The organism is Flavobacterium calami, from assembly GCF_038290035.1.
Classification (GTDB): Bacteria; Bacteroidota; Bacteroidia; order Flavobacteriales; family Flavobacteriaceae; genus Flavobacterium; species Flavobacterium calami.
This window is the reverse complement of the sequence record NZ_JBBYHS010000002.1, coordinates 302525-320616: the sequence shown is the minus strand read 5'-3', so window position 1 is coordinate 320616 and position 18092 is coordinate 302525. Positions and strand designations below refer to the sequence as shown.

General features: G+C 33.5%; 13 protein-coding genes. 4 read left to right on the top strand and 9 right to left on the bottom strand.

The genetic code is table 11. The features are described 5' to 3' along the window. On the top strand, positions 1-1047 hold a 1047-nt coding region (locus AAEO57_RS02945; RefSeq protein WP_341689347.1), incomplete at its 5' end, for a transposase. Between the two features lie 90 nt (positions 1048-1137). Here AAEO57_RS02945 and AAEO57_RS02940 read toward each other — a convergent pair. Further along, on the bottom strand, positions 1138-1737 hold the full coding sequence (locus AAEO57_RS02940; protein WP_341689346.1) for an HmuY family protein: 600 nt from the start codon (positions 1735-1737) through the stop codon (positions 1138-1140). A gap of 28 nt (positions 1738-1765) precedes the next feature. Further along, the gene (locus tag AAEO57_RS02935; RefSeq protein WP_341689345.1) at positions 1766-3832 is read right to left on the bottom strand and encodes a TonB-dependent receptor plug domain-containing protein; all 2067 of its coding nucleotides are present in this window, start codon (positions 3830-3832) and stop codon (positions 1766-1768) included. 109 nt (positions 3833-3941) lie between these two features. Here AAEO57_RS02935 and AAEO57_RS02930 point away from each other — a divergent pair, with 109 nt between their 5' ends. Further along, positions 3942-4844, top strand: a complete 903-nt coding sequence (locus AAEO57_RS02930) for a DUF6607 family protein (RefSeq protein ID WP_341689344.1) — start codon at positions 3942-3944, stop codon at positions 4842-4844. A 61-nt stretch (positions 4845-4905) separates the two neighbouring features. On the opposite strand, the gene AAEO57_RS02925 is transcribed toward AAEO57_RS02930, so the two are convergent. Together AAEO57_RS02925 and argS are read right to left on the bottom strand one after the other, a co-directional pair. Then, entirely contained in the window at positions 4906-5622 is a 717-nt protein-coding gene (locus tag AAEO57_RS02925) for a hypothetical protein (protein WP_341689343.1), read from the bottom strand. 291 nt (positions 5623-5913) lie between these two features. Next, complete coding sequence (gene argS / locus AAEO57_RS02920) at positions 5914-7692, bottom strand: arginine--tRNA ligase (protein ID WP_341689342.1); 1779 nt, start codon at positions 7690-7692, stop codon at positions 5914-5916. Between the two features lie 286 nt (positions 7693-7978). Here argS and AAEO57_RS02915 point away from each other — a divergent pair, with 286 nt between their 5' ends. Continuing rightward, on the top strand, positions 7979-10387 hold the full coding sequence (locus tag AAEO57_RS02915; RefSeq protein WP_341689341.1) for a TonB-dependent receptor: 2409 nt from the start codon (positions 7979-7981) through the stop codon (positions 10385-10387). 92 nt (positions 10388-10479) lie between these two features. Here AAEO57_RS02915 and AAEO57_RS02910 read toward each other — a convergent pair whose 3' ends face one another. From AAEO57_RS02910 to AAEO57_RS02900, 3 genes are all read right to left on the bottom strand, one after another. Continuing rightward, positions 10480-11151 (bottom strand): copper homeostasis protein CutC, encoded by a 672-nt coding sequence (locus AAEO57_RS02910; protein ID WP_341689340.1) that lies wholly within the window; start codon positions 11149-11151, stop codon positions 10480-10482. Between the two features lie 295 nt (positions 11152-11446). Continuing rightward, a complete protein-coding gene (locus AAEO57_RS02905) occupies positions 11447-11599 on the bottom strand; it encodes a GIY-YIG nuclease family protein (protein ID WP_341689339.1) in 153 nt (50 codons plus the stop codon). A gap of 328 nt (positions 11600-11927) precedes the next feature. Then, entirely contained in the window at positions 11928-12935 is a 1008-nt protein-coding gene (locus AAEO57_RS02900) for a 3-oxoacyl-ACP synthase III family protein (protein ID WP_341689338.1), read from the bottom strand. A 257-nt stretch (positions 12936-13192) separates the two neighbouring features. On the opposite strand from AAEO57_RS02900, the gene AAEO57_RS02895 reads away from it, so the two are divergent. Then, positions 13193-15601: a S9 family peptidase gene (locus AAEO57_RS02895; RefSeq protein ID WP_341689337.1), complete on the top strand. Its 2409-nt coding sequence runs from the start codon at positions 13193-13195 to the stop codon at positions 15599-15601. Between the two features lie 74 nt (positions 15602-15675). Here AAEO57_RS02895 and AAEO57_RS02890 read toward each other — a convergent pair whose 3' ends face one another. Next, positions 15676-17529: a M61 family metallopeptidase gene (locus AAEO57_RS02890; protein ID WP_341689336.1), complete on the bottom strand. Its 1854-nt coding sequence runs from the start codon at positions 17527-17529 to the stop codon at positions 15676-15678. 99 nt (positions 17530-17628) lie between these two features. Then, positions 17629-17907 (bottom strand): DUF2805 domain-containing protein, encoded by a 279-nt coding sequence (locus AAEO57_RS02885; RefSeq protein ID WP_341689335.1) that lies wholly within the window; start codon positions 17905-17907, stop codon positions 17629-17631. Positions 17908-18092 lie beyond the last annotated feature (185 nt).

Here is an 18092-nt window from a genome sequence, read left to right as displayed (position 1 = left end):
GCTGAACTAAATAAAAAACTCAAAGAACCAAACAAAAAAACAGCCAAAGAGCTTCAAAAACTTCAAGAAGAACATCTTCCAAAGCTCGAAAAATACGAAAAAGATTTAGTGGTTTTAGGCAATAGGAACTCCTATAGCAAGACTGATCCTGAGGCTACCTTTATGAGAATGAAGGAAGACCATATGAAAAACGGACAGTTAAAACCTGCATACAATCCTCAGATATCCACAGAAAATCAATTCATTACAAATGTAACCATCCATCAAACACCTAACGACACTACGACTTTAAAATCCCATCTGGAAGAGTTTGAAAAAATGTATCAAAAACAAAGTAAAACAGTTGTAGCCGATGCTGGTTATGGAAGCGAAGAAAACTACGAAATGCTTGAAAATAAAGAAATAACAGCCTATGTTAAGTATAATTATTTTCATAAAGAACAGAAGAAAAAAATGAAGGACAACCCGTTTCTTGTCCAGAATTTGTTCTACAATATACAGCAGGATTTTTATGTATGCCCAATGGGACAAAGAATGGAAAACATTGGCAGGGGAAAACGGACATCGGCCAATGGATATGAATCACAAGTGTCTTATTATCAAGTAAAAAGATGTGATGGATGCCCACTTAGAAGTTTGTGCCATCAAGCCAAAGGAAACAGAACAATAGAAGTAAACCACCGTCTGAACCAATTAAGAGCCAAAGCAAGAGAGCTCCTTACCAGTGAAAAAGGACTCGAACATCGAAGTAAACGCCCAATAGAAGTTGAAGCCGTCTTTGGACAGCTAAAAAGCAATAATAAATTTAATCGATTTACTTTCAAAGGATTAGATAAAGTAGAAATGGAATTTCTATTGATGGCTATTGGACACAATTTTAGAAAAATGGTGGCAAATAACAATAAAAAGCATAATACTCATATAAAATTTTCTATGCGAGTTCGAAATAGAGTTGTAGAAGTCGAAATTTACCTTTTTAAAACCGCAACAGAATATTTTTTCATAAAACAACCAACGCAAAATCAATCCCTAAAATTTGCTGCATAAAAAAAGGCTGCCCTTATCGGACAGCCTCTCCAAAAAAAAATAAAAAAAACCAAGTTATTAACTAATTGAAAAGTTTAATATTGTTGCCCGTTAGAATGTTGTACTACTATTGGCCTGATAAGCAAAATTAAAAGTATAGAATCTGGTATCCTCTGTTTTTGATGGGTCTGGAGTTACAGGAGCCCCTTTATAATAACTTAAAATTTCGAATTTTGCATATTTACCATCGTGAGTTTTTACAACAAATACTTTCCCTGCAATTGGAGATATAACAGTATTAGCATAATTATACCATCCGTTTCCGCTTCCTGTAGGAATTGCATAAACTGTAGCTGCATCTTGTTTAAAAGTAGATGCCTCTGGAAATGTTGTAACATCGGTAAATACACCCGAAACAATACTTACTGCTCCCGATCCGGTTCTTGCTGGTTCAGCTTCCGTTTTTTTAGTTCCTCCATTTACAAGAATAGTTGTCGCACTAAAAGCAATATCCCAATTATCATCGGTAACAACTTTATTTTCAGAAAAACTGAATTTTGTAAATGCTGTAGTAGATGTTGCATTAAGATCAGAAACTTTTTTAGTTTCAACTGCCGGAATAGTATTATCGCTATTATCGTCATCGCTACTGCATGATGCTGTGAAAATAAATAATGCTAAAAGCGAAAGTTTTAAGAATTTTGTTTTCATTGTGTAAAAGTGTTTAAATAAATATTAATTAAAAGTTATATTGAATTCGTGCAAAAAATTGTCTTCCGGCAAGGCTCGGAATCTGTCCCGGATCTGTGTAATCAAATAAATTATTAGCACCTGCCTGAAGCATTACTTTATCAGTTACAGATTTTGAAATTGATAAATTGGTTAAAAAGTAATCGTTTACAAACTTGTCGTATTTATCCAGAATACCGTTTCCGTTACTATCAAACATTCCGTATTTACTTTTATAAAAAACACGCAAATTGATATCGGTTTTTATATTCGGAATCGTGTACAAAACTTTAAGATTGGCTGTATGTTTTGATCTGTTGTAAATTCCAAAATAATCTGATTTACTAATTTTAAAAGTTTGTAATTCTGAATTACGGACATACTGGTAATCTTCAAAATTGTCAACAACATCTTTATTTTTAGCAATTAAATATTGGTATCCCAATGATAAAGAGAACTCTTTGGTAAAACTATACGTTGAGTTATACTCTATACCATAGGTGAAAATTTTGTCGAAATTAGAATAACTAAAAATATTCTGACTGTTTGTTTTCTGAGCAACTACTTGTGTATCAATTAAATTACTAATCAAATTATAGAAGGCATTGATATCCATTCTTAGCTTATTCCTTTTATAATAAGTTCCAAAATTGAAATTAACAGAACTTTCTGCCTCTAATGGCTTGTCAAAATTAATTCCGGCTACTCTCGACAAAAGCTGTCCCTGCTCTTCAAACTGATCCAGACGAGCCTCAGCGACATTATAACCTAAAACCGTATATCCTACAGACGGATTTGTAAAATCGAAATACAACTGACGGAAATCCGGCGCTTTATAGCCATACCCAATTGAAGATTTTAAAGAGAAATTATTATTAAACTTATAATTCACCGCTAGTTTCGGACTTAACTGCGAAGCGTATTCGCTATGATTGTCATATCTGAATCCGGCAAGAATATTCAATTTTCCTGATGGGTTGTAATCGTATTGAACAAAAACATATTGAGAATTAAAATTTACATTACTTTCAAAATAGGTTCTGTCCAGGGTTTCATAATTTAAACCAACTCCAGCAGTTAATTTGTCATTTTTTATTGAAAAAGTAGTTCTGACTTCCGGTCTGAAAAGCCATTGATCGTAATATGTTTTTTCAAACTGTATATTATTTTCATCATTCAAAAACGAATCATTTTTGTAATTGGTAGCATATACTTCGTATTCCGAATATACTTTTGCGCTCCATTTGTGCTCTAATTTAATTTGTGAGTTCCATTCATTTTCTTTTGCCTCTCCATTATATGTTTGGGATTCAATTTCAGCAGCATTATCCGATTTCTGATTAAAAAAACGATTGCTTACAATTAGTTTCAGATTTTCTGAAAAATCGTAATATAATTTTGGCTGAATTGTGGTGTTATAATATCCTTCTACATTTTTTAATACCGAACTTTTGTTCAGGTCAAATCCGTCAGTTGCATAATAATTGGCAAACAAATTAGCCGAAAATTTTTTCTTCTTCCAAAGCAAATTAGCATTGGCGTCACTGGTATTGAATGTTGCATATCTATAAGAAAGACCGCCCGCAAACATATCTTTTACTGGTCTTTTTGTAATTACATTGATAACACCACCCATTGCTTCAGAACCATATAAAGCTGATGATGCACCTTTTACAATTTCAATTCTCTCAATATTTCCAACAGAAATCCTGGACAAATCCAAAACTCCTGAACTTCTCCCTACAAGTGGCAGACCATCAATCAAAATCATGGTATAAGCTGCATCCAGACCCTGCATCTGGATTCCTTCAAAACCACTTTCGTCAGGAACCAAAATAATTCCCGTTTGTTCATTTAAAATTTCATTCAATCTCGTAACACCCGATTTTATAATTGCTTCAGATGTAATAATTGTTATTGGCAAAGGCAATGATGAAAGTACCCTTTCTGTTCTGGTTGCAGTGATAACCTTAACTTCTGATAATTCATTTGTTTGAATACTATCTTTTTGAAGCTCCTGAGCAACAGAAATCTGACAAAAAAATGCGATAGTAAAAAGGGTAATTCTAATTTTCATTATTTTTATTAAGTCTTAATAACTATTGCAAATATATAATTATTTTTATTTATTCTAAATAAAGTTTATATATTTGCCAAAAAAATTTAAAACCATAATAAAAATAGTTATGATTACAAAAAGCCTTTATTATTCAGCCCTCATGGCTTTAACTTTTAGTTCAGGTTTCAGCCAGGACAAAAAACAGCAGGATATTAAGTCAATCAAATCCATGTGTGGCTGTTATGAAGTAAAATTTAACTTCACAGAAACTTTTTCTTACCCAAAAGATTCTCTTAGTTATAAGCCATCTGAAACGAAACACGAATCAGCTCTGGAATGGGTAGAATTAATAGAAGATTCTCCTAATAAAATCTCCATGCAGCATTTGTTAATTGTAAGTGATGACATGATTATCAAACACTGGAGACAGGACTGGCTATACGAAAACACGGACCTGTATTTATTTGACAAAAACACTTCATGGAAATATAAAAAACTGGATAAAAAAGCCGTAAAAGGACAATGGACTCAAAAAGTATTTCAGGTAGATGATAGCCCTAGATATGAAGGAACTGCAACCTGGGTTCATGTAGACGGTCAGGATTACTGGGCAAATGTAACCGATGCTCCACTGCCAAGAAGAGAGCACACAAAACGTAACGATTATAATGTTTTAAAAAGAAGAAACATTCACGAAATTACCTCAACAGGTTGGAATCATGAGCAGGATAACCAAAAATTAGTGAGAAATGACAGCGGAAAAGATGTTTTACTTGCTGAAGAGAAAGGAATGGATGTTTACACTAAAGTTGCTGACAGTAAATGTCTTGCTGGTCAAAAATGGTGGAAAGAAAACAATGCGCTTTGGAAAAATGTACGCGACAAATGGCAGACACTTTTTGAAAGACATAAAGATTTGAACCTGGAAGCCAAAGTTGATAAAAAATCACTTTATTCACTTTTGTTTGATTTGAAACCAAACGCAACAAAAGCAGAAACTGATGTGATTATTGACAAGTTTGTAAAATAAATTGTTTTGTGTTAGTTGTAAAAAGCCGGTAATTAATTGAAAATTACCGGCTTTTTTCTATTTATTGTGCACACTCAGAATATGTAATGGCATGTTTTGTTAAATCTGTCCATTTTGGATCTGCAGAAGATTCTGCAATTAGCTTTTCACAGCTTTTCCACAAAGGCACAAATTCTTTTTTATAGTCTTTTTTCTTAAGTAAAAAAGCAGGTTCATCTTTTTTTGCTACATAAAAAGATTTAATATCTCCTCCAACAAATTTTACTCCTCCTACTCCTAATGAAGTTGTTTTCTTTGCATAAGGATCGCAATAAATTCTGAACTCTTTACTAAATGAAGGGTTAAGAAGCTGCATAAGCAATTTAGTGCTTTTCTTTTTAATTTTCACGTCGGTAGTTTCAAAATAAGCATAACCAGCGTTTAAGTGAGTCTGATTTAATTTTTCATCATTCCATTTTTTGAAATCAGAAACAAAATTTAATTTCTTACCTAAATTATCAAGTCCGCTCGGTGGCAAATACATAAATTTGATATCTTCAGGTTTAAGTTTATGTTTTTTTCCTGTTCCGTCTTGTAATTTTATAAATTCAATCAATCCTTCATCTCTGTCAATATCTTTAATCGTTCCATTTATTTCGGTACCGTCGGCCAAAGTTATATAAGCTGTTTCACTGTGTGAAAAACCATAAGAAGGCGCAACTAAATCCTGTGCGTTAATTGAAATTGTACCAAACACAAATAAAAGTGTCAGTAATTTAAAAGTTTGTTTTTTAATCATTGTTTTGGGTTTAAAATTATTGCTTACTCTTACGATTTTCAGCTTACTCGATATTGACAATTATTTATTTAGGTTTGAATTTACAAGAAAATTTAAACCAAATTTTCTTACTGTAAACATAGATATAAAAAGCATATTTACAAATTCAAAAATATTTTTTTTAGCAGAAAATTCAATCATAACACATAAACCTTTATATAGCAAAAAACATCTTTTCTTAACAGGTAAAAAAAAGAGCCAAACAGCTTTTTTACAGCTATTTGGCTCTTTTAAATTTAATTTTTATAAGTTTTACATTCTCTCCGGAACCTCAATTCCTAATAATGAAAACGCTGATTTGATAACTTCAGCAACTTTTTGAGAAAGCTGTACCCTGAAGATTTTTTTAATCAGATCGGCTTCACCCAAAATGTGAACCGATTGGTAAAATGAATTATATTCTTTAACAAGGTCATACGTATAATTGGCTATCAGAGCCGGACTGTGATTCTGAGCTGCATTCTGAATTACCTCTGGGAACAATTCGATTTGTTTTACCAGTTCTTTTTCTTTTTCATGCAATTCTTCAATGGTTGTTTTCGCAGAGAAATCAAAATCTGCTTTGCGGATAATCGACTGGATTCTTGCGTAAGTATACTGAATAAACGGACCTGTATTACCAGCAAAATCAACTGACTCTTCAGGATTAAACAAAATACGCTTTTTAGGATCTACTTTTAAGATGTAATATTTTAAAGCTCCAAGACCGATTGTCTGATATAATTTAGTCTTTTCTTCAGCAGAATAACTATCTAATTTTCCTAAATCTTCCGAAATCTGTTTGGCTGTAGCTGTCATGTCATTCATCAAATCATCAGCATCTACCACAGTTCCTTCACGGCTCTTCATTTTTCCGGAAGGTAAATCAACCATTCCGTATGATAAATGATACAAGCTGGAAGCCCAGTCAAATCCTAACTTTTGAAGAATTAGAAATAACACTTTAAAATGATAATCCTGCTCGTTACCTACCGTGTAAACCATTCCGCCAACATCCGGCATATCTTTTACACGCTGAATTGCAGTTCCGATATCCTGTGTCATGTAAACCGCAGTTCCGTCAGAACGCAATACAATTTTACGATCCAGACCTTCGTCAGTCAGATCAATCCAGACTGAACCATCAGGATCTTTTTCAAAAACCCCTCTGTCAAGTCCAACCTGCACGACATCTTTTCCTAATAAATAAGTATTGCTTTCGTAGTAATATTTATCAAAATCAACTCCAAGATTGGTGTAAGTTGTAGCAAAACCGTCATACACCCATTGATTCATTTTTTTCCAGAGCGCAATTACTTTTTCGTCACCAGCTTCCCATTTTTTAAGCATTTCCTGCGCTTCAACAATAATTGGCGCTTGCTTTTTGGCTTCTTCTTCAGTTTTACCGGTTTCTATTAATTGGTTTATCTCTGTTTTATAAGCTTTATCAAACTCTACATAATATTTACCAACTAATTTATCACCTTTCAAACCAGTAGATTCCGGAGTTTCACCGTTTCCAAATTTCTCCCAGGCCAGCATCGATTTACAGATGTGGATTCCACGGTCGTTGATGATTTGTGTTTTGTATACTTTTTTACCAGACGCTTTCAAAATTTCGGCTACAGAATAGCCTAATAAATTATTACGAACGTGACCTAAGTGCAAAGGTTTATTAGTGTTTGGCGAAGAATATTCTACCATTACAGCCTTCTCTTCAGGGTTTGGGGTAACATATCCAAACCTGTTATTGTCTTTTATTTCATTAAAGAAATTCAAATAATAACGATCTGAAATCACAATATTCAGGAAACCTGAAACCACATTAAAGCGGGCTACTTCTGCCACATTTTCAACCAGATAAGTTCCGATTTTATTTCCCAATTCTGCCGGATTGCTTTTAATCACTTTCAATAAAGGAAAAATAACCATTGTAATGTCGCCTTCAAACTCTTTTCGGGTAGCCTGAAATTCGATTTTATCAACAGAAACATCAAATAATGCCTGAATGGCGCTTTGTATAGAAGGTGTAAGAATTTGTGATAATGACATGTAAACTTATTTTAAAGTGAGCAAATATACTGCTTATTCATCAATTAGAGAAAACGAAAAACATATTAAATAATGACTGATAATTCGGAATCCTTAAAATCGCATCTGCCTTAATTGTTAAAATTATCAAAAACCCAAAGCGTTAATCTCCTACAAAACAACACATCTGAAAAAAAATATTTTTTTCCTGTTCATTTTTTGTAACAAATCGTAAGCAAAAAGGTCTTATTAAAAAAATTGAAACACAATCATCATCAATCAAATCAAAATAATCAATTAACAAATTATGAAATTAAAATTCTTTCTGTTCGCATTACTGGGGGTAATTGCAACAGCGAAAGCCCAAAATTCGGGAACAGTTACCGGAAAAATTACTGAAAAATCAAATAATGCTCCAATTTCGTATGCTACGGTTTCCATTAAAGAAAATGGAAAAGTGGTTTCGGGCGTAAACACAGACGACAACGGAGAGTTTACAATTAAAAACCTGGCTTTAAAAAGTTATACAATTGAGATACAATATATAGGTTTCAGAAAATATATCGGGTCTCTAATTTTAAGTGAAAACAAAAAATCTGCAACTGTAAATATTTCTCTTGAAGAAGAAGCAACGCAACTTAAAGGTGTAAATATTGTAGCTGAACGTTCTACGATTGAACAAAAAACAGACCGTAAAGTAATCAATGTTGGTAAAGACTTAACTACTGCGGGTGCTTCTGCATCTGATATCATGAACAACATTCCATCTGTAAATGTAGATCAGGACGGAAAACTTTCGCTTCGCGGAAACGATAATGTACGTGTATTAATTGACGGAAGGCCAACAAATCTCGATCCTGCTCAATTGCTAAAACAGATTCCATCAACTTCTATCAAAAAAATTGAGCTGATTACAAATCCGAGCGCCAAATACAATCCGGAAGGAATGTCGGGAATCATTAATATTGTGTTGCACAAAAATGCCAATACCGGTTTTAACGGGACTTACAGCGGCGGAATTACCTTTGGACAAACTGCAAAATACAATCAGTCTTTAGATTTGAATTATAAAACCGGCAAAGTAAACTTCTTTGGAAACGCTGGTAATAATTTTGGAACTCATTTTAACGACGGATTTATCACAAAAACCGACAAAACCATTACCCAGAATTTAGACATTACCAACGAAGACGATTCATACTTATACAAAGTTGGAATGGATTATCTAATTGATGACCATAACACTTTGTCTTTTTATACTACTCAAAATAAAGCGACAGGTCTTGGTCATGTGAATACTGATATTGACTACATTAATTCACCTGATAACATTGTCAATATGTACCAAAAATCAAAGTATCAGGGACCAAACAAAACCGGGACTTATAATTTTGCTTATAAACATATCTTCAAAAAAGAAGGTCACACCTTAGATTTTGAAGGAAACTATAGTGACACTGAAGAAACCCAGAATGCTTCTTTTGATACTGAAACTACAAAAACGGATAATACATCCAGCAGTGTGGTGTACAATGATTTTATAAATGACGAAAGAAAGCTGACCACTTTGAATGTTGATTATGTAAATCCTTTAAACGAAAAAACCACTTTTGAGGCAGGTGCAGAAGCCAGATTAACCAGGACAGATAATAACTACACAACAGACAATCCATTAGTTACTGATAAAGTTTCTTATTATACTTATGACACGGATATTTATTCTGCTTATGTAACTTTTGGGCAAAAATTCACTAAATTCAGTTATCAGTTAGGAGCTCGTTTTGAGAGCTATAAAGTTGTTGCTAACTTAAATTACGGTCAGGATAAATTTGACGATGATTATATCACACTTTATCCATCTGCTTATTTGACGTATAATTTAAATGAGAAAAACATTTTGCAGCTGAGTTACAGTCGTCGTGTAGACCGACCAAGTTTAGAGCAGACTAAGCCTTTTCGTGAGTTTTCGACTCCGTTAGTAACTTCAGTAGGAAATTCAGACCTAAGACCTCAGTTTACCAATTCTATTGAAGTAAATTATACCAAAACAATGGAAAAAGGAAGCTTTACAACTGGTGTATTTTTTAGAAGTATCAATGATCAAATAAGCAGAACTTTGAGTCCAGACCCGAGTAATCCTGGTTACAAACAAATTTTAAGCTTCACGAATTACGATCATAATACGGCTTATGGATTTGAAGTTTCATTAAACTACAAATTAACTAAATGGTGGGATATTCAGCCTTCTATTGATTTTTCAAGCATTAAACAACAAGGGGTAGTTTTTACTTATGATCCTATAAAAAATGAAAATATAGCAACTGAACGCCCTGTAACAACTTCTGCCTTTAATGCCAGAATGAACTCTAACTTTAAAGCTTCAAAACGCTTAAGCTTTTTATTATTTGGATTCTACAGAGGACCAGTTGAAGACGTTCAGCAGGAAAGAAAACAAATGTACAAAATGGATATTGGCTCACGCTATACTTTATTAGACAGCAAAATGAATATAAGTTTACGTTTTAATGACGTTTTCAACACTATGAAATATGCTTTTGACACTGAGTATCCTTACCCTCAATCAGGACAATTTACATGGGAAAGCCAAACCGTTTATTTGGGGTTAACCTATAATTTTGGCGGAGGAAAAATCAAAAATTTGCAGCGTAAACAAAGAGAAGACAATACTAATAAAGGTGGCGGCGGAATGTTTTAATACTTTCTTACTTAAATCAGTTTAATTTTAATAAACACTTGTAGAAAAAAGTCCTGAAGTTTGCCAACTTCAGGACTTTTTTATTGATTCATTTATAAAAAATTTCGAATTTCTTTTATTTCTTCGGGATTTGCTGTTTCTGTATTATCTGTAATGGCTGATGAATGATAAAAAGTAGGTTCTAATTTATCCTGCAATAATTTAATATTTGATGATCGTAATCCTCCGCCAGGCATAATTTCAATTCTGTAATTGGCTAATTTTTGAATTTTCTCTAAATTGAAAATTCCCTCTTCCACATTTATTTGCTGTCCGGAAGTTAAAATGGTTTTAAAACCACAATTTATTACATCTTCTAAAGACTGCTCAACATTTTTAACCACATCAAAAGCACGATGAAAAGTACAGGAAAGAGGATGAGCTAAATTGACTAATTCCTGATTTTTCTTTTTATTGACACTTCCGTCTTCGTTTAAAATTCCGAAAACAAAACCGTCAACGCCTAGTTTTTTATACTGTTTGATATCTTGTTTCATTTCTGTAAGCTCTTCATCAGAATAAACAAAATCACCGCCTCGAGGCCTAATAATGACATGCATCTTTATCTCTATACTTTCACGGACTTTTACCACTAAAATTGAGTTTGGCGTAGTTCCTCCCAATTTCATATTTTCACATAACTCAATTCTGTCCGCGCCATTTGCCTGAGCAATTAACGCCGATTCATAATTAAAACAAGCTATCTCTAGTTGATTTTTTTTCATTTGTATTTTATTAAATGAGCTTTGACTTCACTCAGTATAACAAACTTAAAAACAATTATGTTCAATCTTTGTCTTCCTGAGCGGAGTCGAAGGGCGCTCCTATTGGAACGTGGGCTTCGATTCCACTCAGCCTAACAAGTCGCCTGTGTTCTAATGAACAAAACCGACGGCTAATTTACTACTAAACATCCTTTTTATTAAAATTTTTATGAGTTGTTTTATTCAAACATTGAGAAAGTTTTTTCAAATCCTCCCTTTTATCTTTTATTATAGCTTCTTTCTTTTTTCTGCTCCATCATTTTACTTGCTTTTCAAATGCGATGGCTTGGATAACATCATTAAACTCTGTACAAAATACCAACTCTAAAGGTCTTTTATTAAATGTGTAGCTTTCTTTATTTAAACCATAATTATGTTCATTTAGTCTTCTATTTATATCGTTTGTCATTCCTGTGTAATAACTTCAATCAGAGCATTTCAAAATATAGACGTAATATCTTTTCTTCATTTTCTATTTAAAAAAATAAAAGCAAGAAATTTAACCTAAAATATTAAATAGAAGAGCGTGCCAATTGGAATGGGCTTCGACTTCGCTCAGCCTGACAAATAGAAACAAAACACATACAATCCTCAAAGTCTTGTCTCCCTGAGCGAAGTCGAAGGGCGCTCCTATTGGAACGTAGGCTTCGACTCCGCTCAGCCTGACAAATCTGTATAAAAAAACCTGCTCCCAATAAGAAGCAGGTTTAAAAAAAATATAATGTAAGATGATTATTTTACCATTTGATAATTGCACTTGCCCAGGTAAACCCGCTTCCGAAAGCTGCTAAAACTACAGTATCTCCTGATTTGATTTTGCCTTGTTCCCAGGCTTCTGTTAATGCGATCGGAATTGATGCCGCAGTCGTATTTCCATATTTCTGAATATTATTATGTACCTGGTCATCAGACAATTTAAACTTATTTTGAATGAACTGGGAAATTCTCAAATTTGCCTGATGTGGAATCAGCATATCAATATCCGAAACCTGTAAACCATTTGCTTCTAAACCTTCATGGATCACTTCGGCAAAACGAACGACTGCATTTTTAAATACAAACTGTCCGTTCATATAAGGATAATAACTTTCGTCATTCGGGTCATTATCCGCAATAATATCCGTTACCCAGCGTGCACCCATTCCCGGTGCCTGCAAAGCCAGTTCTTCGGCATGTTGCCCTTCTGAATGCAAATGCGTTGATAAAATTCCTTTGGTCAAATCTTCTTCACGGCTTAACACTGCCGCTCCAGCCCCGTCTCCAAAAATTACTGAAACTCCACGCCCGCGGGTTGTCATATCTAATCCTGTTGAATGTACTTCTGAACCAATTACCAGAATATTTTTATACATTCCGGTTTTAATATATTGATCTGCAACAGATATTGCATACACAAAACCAGAACATTGATTTCTGACATCTAAAGCCCCAACAGTCCTTAATCCCAAATCACGCTGTACCAAAACTCCCGGCCCAGGAAAATAGTAATCAGGACTTAGTGTAGCAAAAACTACAAAATCAATATCTTCTTTGGCAACACCAGAACGTTCTATAGCAATTTTAGCTGCTTTGACCCCCATCGACGTTGTCGTGTCTTCTCCGCGAATGATATGCCTGCGTTCCTGAATCCCTGTTCGTTCCTGAATCCACTCATCATTGGTATCCATAATCTTAGACAAATCCTCATTTGTCACCACATTTGAAGGAACATAATATCCTAAGCCCGCTATTCTTGAATGATACATATTTTTTTATTATTAATTAAAAAATTGGACTGCAAATTTAAGTATACTTTAAAACATTAAGGTACAAATTACTACTTTTTTCGTAATTAACAATTCTATTTTGTTTCAAAATTATCACAGTTCTTTTACATGTTTTAAAAAAAGCTCTTTTGTTTAATAAATCTAAAAAACACGATGAAGACAATAAAAATGTAACAAAATTACAATACTTTAGTCTAACCAAATACATCCACTATTTTAACATAAAAATTTAAACTATGAAATTAAAAGTTACACTGCTTTTATTTTTAAGCCTCGGTTTTGCTTTTGCACAAGAAAACCTTACGTATCAAAAACCACCTAAATCAATTTTGGATTTGGCTGATTATGAAAGAGCTCCTACTGTATCAATGGACACAAAAAAAGAGTACATGCTTTTGTCTTACAGAAGTACTTATAAAACTTTAGACGATCTAAATCAGGAAGAACTTCGTCTGGGAGGTTTAAGAATTAATCCCATAACAAACATTTCGAGTACTGTAACGTATGTGAGCAATTTCAAAATACGAAAAATAAGCGGCAAAGAGGAGATACAGGTTTCGGGCTTACCTGAAAATCCCAAAATAAGTAATATTCTTTGGTCTCCTAACGACAAAAAGATTTTGTTTTCGCACACCACAAAATCTGGTGTTGAACTTTGGGTATTAGACGTGGCAAGTGCCAAAGCAACCAGACTTACAGACGCAACTGTAAACGCTAATCTTGGAAATCCTTTCAGCTGGTTTTTGGACAACGAAACCATTTTGGTAAAAATGCTTCCTAAAGACAGACAACCATTGCTTGATTCTAAAAAAGACCTGCCGACAGGGCCAATTATTTCAAACACTTCCGGAGAAAAATCCCAAAACAGAACGTATCCGGATATGCTGAAAAACAAAAATGATGAGGCTAATTTTGAAAACATTGTTACTTCTGAATTATATAAAGTAAACCTTAACGGAACTGCGACTTTGTTCAAAAAAGCAGCAATGTATGCAGGAGAACGAATCTCTCCTGACGGAAATTATATTATGCTGACCACTATTGAAAAACCTTTTTCTTATGTTGTTCCATTAAACAGATTTCCATCTAAAACAATAGTTTACGATAAAGATGGTAAAGAAATAAAAACAGTAAACGAAGTTCCGTTAAACGAAATAATGCCAAAAGGCTTTATGGCTGTCAGAAAAGGAAAAAGAGAAATGGCATGGCGAAACGACAAACCGGCCACTTTATATTATGTGGTTGCTTTGGATGAAGGAAATCCGGCAAACAAAGTAGATTTTAGAGACGAAATTTTCCTGTGGGACGCACCATTTACAAATAACCCTGTTACATTAACAAAAACACCTCAAAGATTCAGTAGCATTATCTGGGGAAATGACAATACAGCAATTGTCTATGATGAATGGTATGACACACGAAATACAAAAACATATCTGATAAATCCTTCTAATGCAGGTCAGGAACCTAAAGTGATTTCAGACCGAAATTCTCAGGACATTTATTCTGATCCGGGAACTTTTGAAACCAGAAAAAACCAATACAATAAATATGTTCTGGCAATTGAAAATGAGAATGCTTACCGTATTGGCGAAGGTTTTACCAAAGAAGGGCAATTTCCTTTTATTGATGCCTTTAATTTAAAAACATTAAAAACCAATCGCCTTTATACTTCTGCTTACAAAGATAAAAAAGAAGATATTTTGGAAATCGAGGATTTTAAAAGCGGAAAAGTTTTAGTCCAGATTCAGTCAAAAAATGACTATCCGAATTATTACTTCAGAAATATCAAAAAACAAAATAATCTAACTCCGATTACCACTTTTAAAAATCCGTTTGAGAGTATCAAAAATGTCAGCAAAGAAGTTATCAAATACAAACGTAAAGATGGTGTTGAATTATCCGGAACTTTATATCTGCCTGCAGGATATGATAAAGCAAAAAAGGAAAAACTTCCACTATTAATCTGGGCTTATCCGGCAGAATACAAAGACAAAAACAGCGCAGGTCAAACAAGTCAGAATCCAAATGAATTTACTTTTCCGTATTATGGTTCATTTGTATATTGGGTAACAAAAGGATATGTTGTTTTGGATGATGCTGCTTTCCCTATAATTGGAGAAGGTACAACAGAACCAAACGACAACTTCATCACACAATTAGTTGATAATGCTGAAGCAGCAATAAACGCCGTTGATGCGTTAGGATATATTAACCGTAAGAAAGTTGCTGTTGGCGGACACTCTTATGGTGCTTTTATGACTGCAAATTTATTAACTCATTCTAATCTTTTTGCTTGTGGAATTGCACGAAGTGGTGCCTACAACAGAACTCTGACTCCTTTTGGTTTTCAGACAGAACAACGTAATTACTGGGAAGTTCCAACCGTGTACAACACCATGTCTCCTTTTATGAATGCAGAAAAAATGAAAACACCGATTTTATTAGTTCACGGAGAAGCCGATAATAATCCGGGTACTTTCACTTTACAAACAGAACGTTATTTTCAGGCATTAAAAGGATTAGGTGCTCCGGCAAGAATGGTTATCCTGCCTAAAGAATCTCACGGTTATGTTGCTAAAGAAAACATCCTGCACTTGCTTTGGGAACAAGATCAGTTTTTAGAAAAAAATTTAAAAAACTAATCAGTTGCTATAAAACCAGAAAAGCCTCAAACATATTCGTTCGAGGCTTTTTTTAATTCCAGTTTTATTTTAATTTAACCTTTTAACCAGGCGTTTTTGAGTTTTTCTTTTGAAGGATCGGTTGCTTTAAAAGTTTCTGCTTCTTCATAAGGGAATTTTACAGTTCCTTTTATGGTTTGCTCAACACCTGCTCTCTTTACCTGAACCGTTATCAGGTCATTTTCTTTCCAGTTTTCACTTTCACCAATTAAATCATAAATATTATCTAATGAATACGGCTTGCTGTTGATTGAAAGAATAATATCTCCCGGTTTTAGATTTAAATTAGTAAAAAACACATTCAGTTCTACATCAGGACGAACACTTATTTCTTTTGTTTTAGGATCAACTCCTATATATGGAACCTGTCCTTTTATAAAAATAGAACCCGGTTTTTTCTCAGATGCTTTTGAAACACCCACTTTTGCTAAATACTCATCATAAGGAATCGGAGTTGTTCCGGCAACATATTTTTTTATGAACTCTCCCACTTCAGGATAGGTTAATTTTGTGATTTTATCAAAAAGTTCTTCATCATTAAACGGTTTTTCAACGCCATATTCATTTGATAATTTCTGCATTAAATCAAGAATTCCTCTTTCACCGTTACTTTTCTCCCTGATGATGATATCGATACACATTCCGATCAAGGCTCCCTTTTCATATACATTTAAGTATTGATCTTTATAGGGTTGCTCTAAAACATTTTTACTCATTACTGTAAAAGACATCGTATCATCTAAACCTTTTGCATGCTCAATTTTATCGGCAATTCGGGTATAAAATTCAGCTTCATCTATCAATCCCTGATTAATCTGGAAAAGATTGGCAAAATATTCTGTTACACCTTCATACATCCATAAATGTTCAGACATTTTTGGAGCATTATAATCAAAATACTGAATTTCTTTTGAGTGAATTGTTAATGGAGTCACAATATGAAAGAACTCATGAGAAACCACATCTTTCATAGTTTCAACCAATTTCTCTTTTGGCATTGATTCCGGTAAAACTACTGTCGTAACTGTCGGGTGTTCTAAAGCCCCAAAACCATGAGCATCATCTTTTGCCATACTTGACAAATACACCAAAACGGTATATTTTTTAGTCGCGTTTACTTTTCCTAAAAAGTTTTTTTGCGCTGTCATCATTGTTTTCATTTCAGGCGTAATACTTTCTGCAGTAAATTTACCCGTTGGAGAATAAACCGCTATTAAAATATCCATTCCGTTAACATTGAATGTGGTATAATCCGGTTTAGAATACATAATTGGATTTTCTACCAAAACAGCATACCTAGGCGTTGTAAAAACATCGCTTGTATTACTTGCATCCTCATCAGTCATTGAAGTTGCTCCCCAAAGGGTTTCAGGATGCGTAACCGTAACTTTATACGGAATATCTAATTTATCCTTAAAATATCCCACAAAACCATGCGTATTTACTAAGAAATTTACACCTGCATTAATGTTTGTTCCTGCTGGAGAAAACACATCATCATTTCCAAAACCAGTCCCCTTTTCTGTATCAAAAGTATCCCCAACTAAATAAGTTACTGTTTTTAATTTTTTAGCATCCGAAATAGACCATGAATTATCATCAAGTCTTTTTACAGTTAATGTATTTCCTTTTGCATCAAAAGCTTTAAAATCATCTGAATATTTTCCGTAATTATCTGTAGAATAAGTCCCCGGAACAGTTTTAGGAATACTGTAAATTATCTCATCTGTTTTAATCTCGGGCGCCGTTACGGTTACCAGAACCTTATCATCTTTTACGTCTACCAGATTAATATTTACAGCTACATTATTTTTAGAAGCACCAGTCGTTCCCGTTTTACAGCTCCAGATTGTAACAGCCAGGGCTAATGTGTAAATTATTTTTCTCATTTATTTCAGCGTTTAATTTTTTGTATAAGTCTTACAAAATGCAAAACTGTTACAGTAAAGATAGAAATAAAAAAACTCCTGCAATTCAGGAGTTTTTGATTAATCAAGTTTATTTTTTATGTAATATTTTCCGTCCAAATCTTCATCAAAATCGTCTATTTTTATCGGTTTTGGTTTTGGTTTATTTGCAATTGCCTTCTTTTTCCACATCTCAAATTTTTCAAGAGGCATTTTGTTTTTCATTATTTCCAGAACTTCTTTTTCTGACAGTCCAAATTCCTTTTTTATAATCTCAAATGGATTTTTTTCTTCTAATGCCAGGGAAACGAGCTTTTCAGTTTGCTCCCAGTTCAACTCTTTACGGTTACTCTTTTTCATCTCGTGAAAATTAATTCAAAATAGAGGGTTAATGATTAATAGATTGATTTTCAATTTCAGTATCAATATTAATAAAAAAAATAATTAGTTCATCAGATTGAGTATGATTTTTTTAATGATTTAACCGTTTTTTTATAGTATCTAAATTTCAATATTAAGTTTCATAAAAAAAGAGAAAACCAATC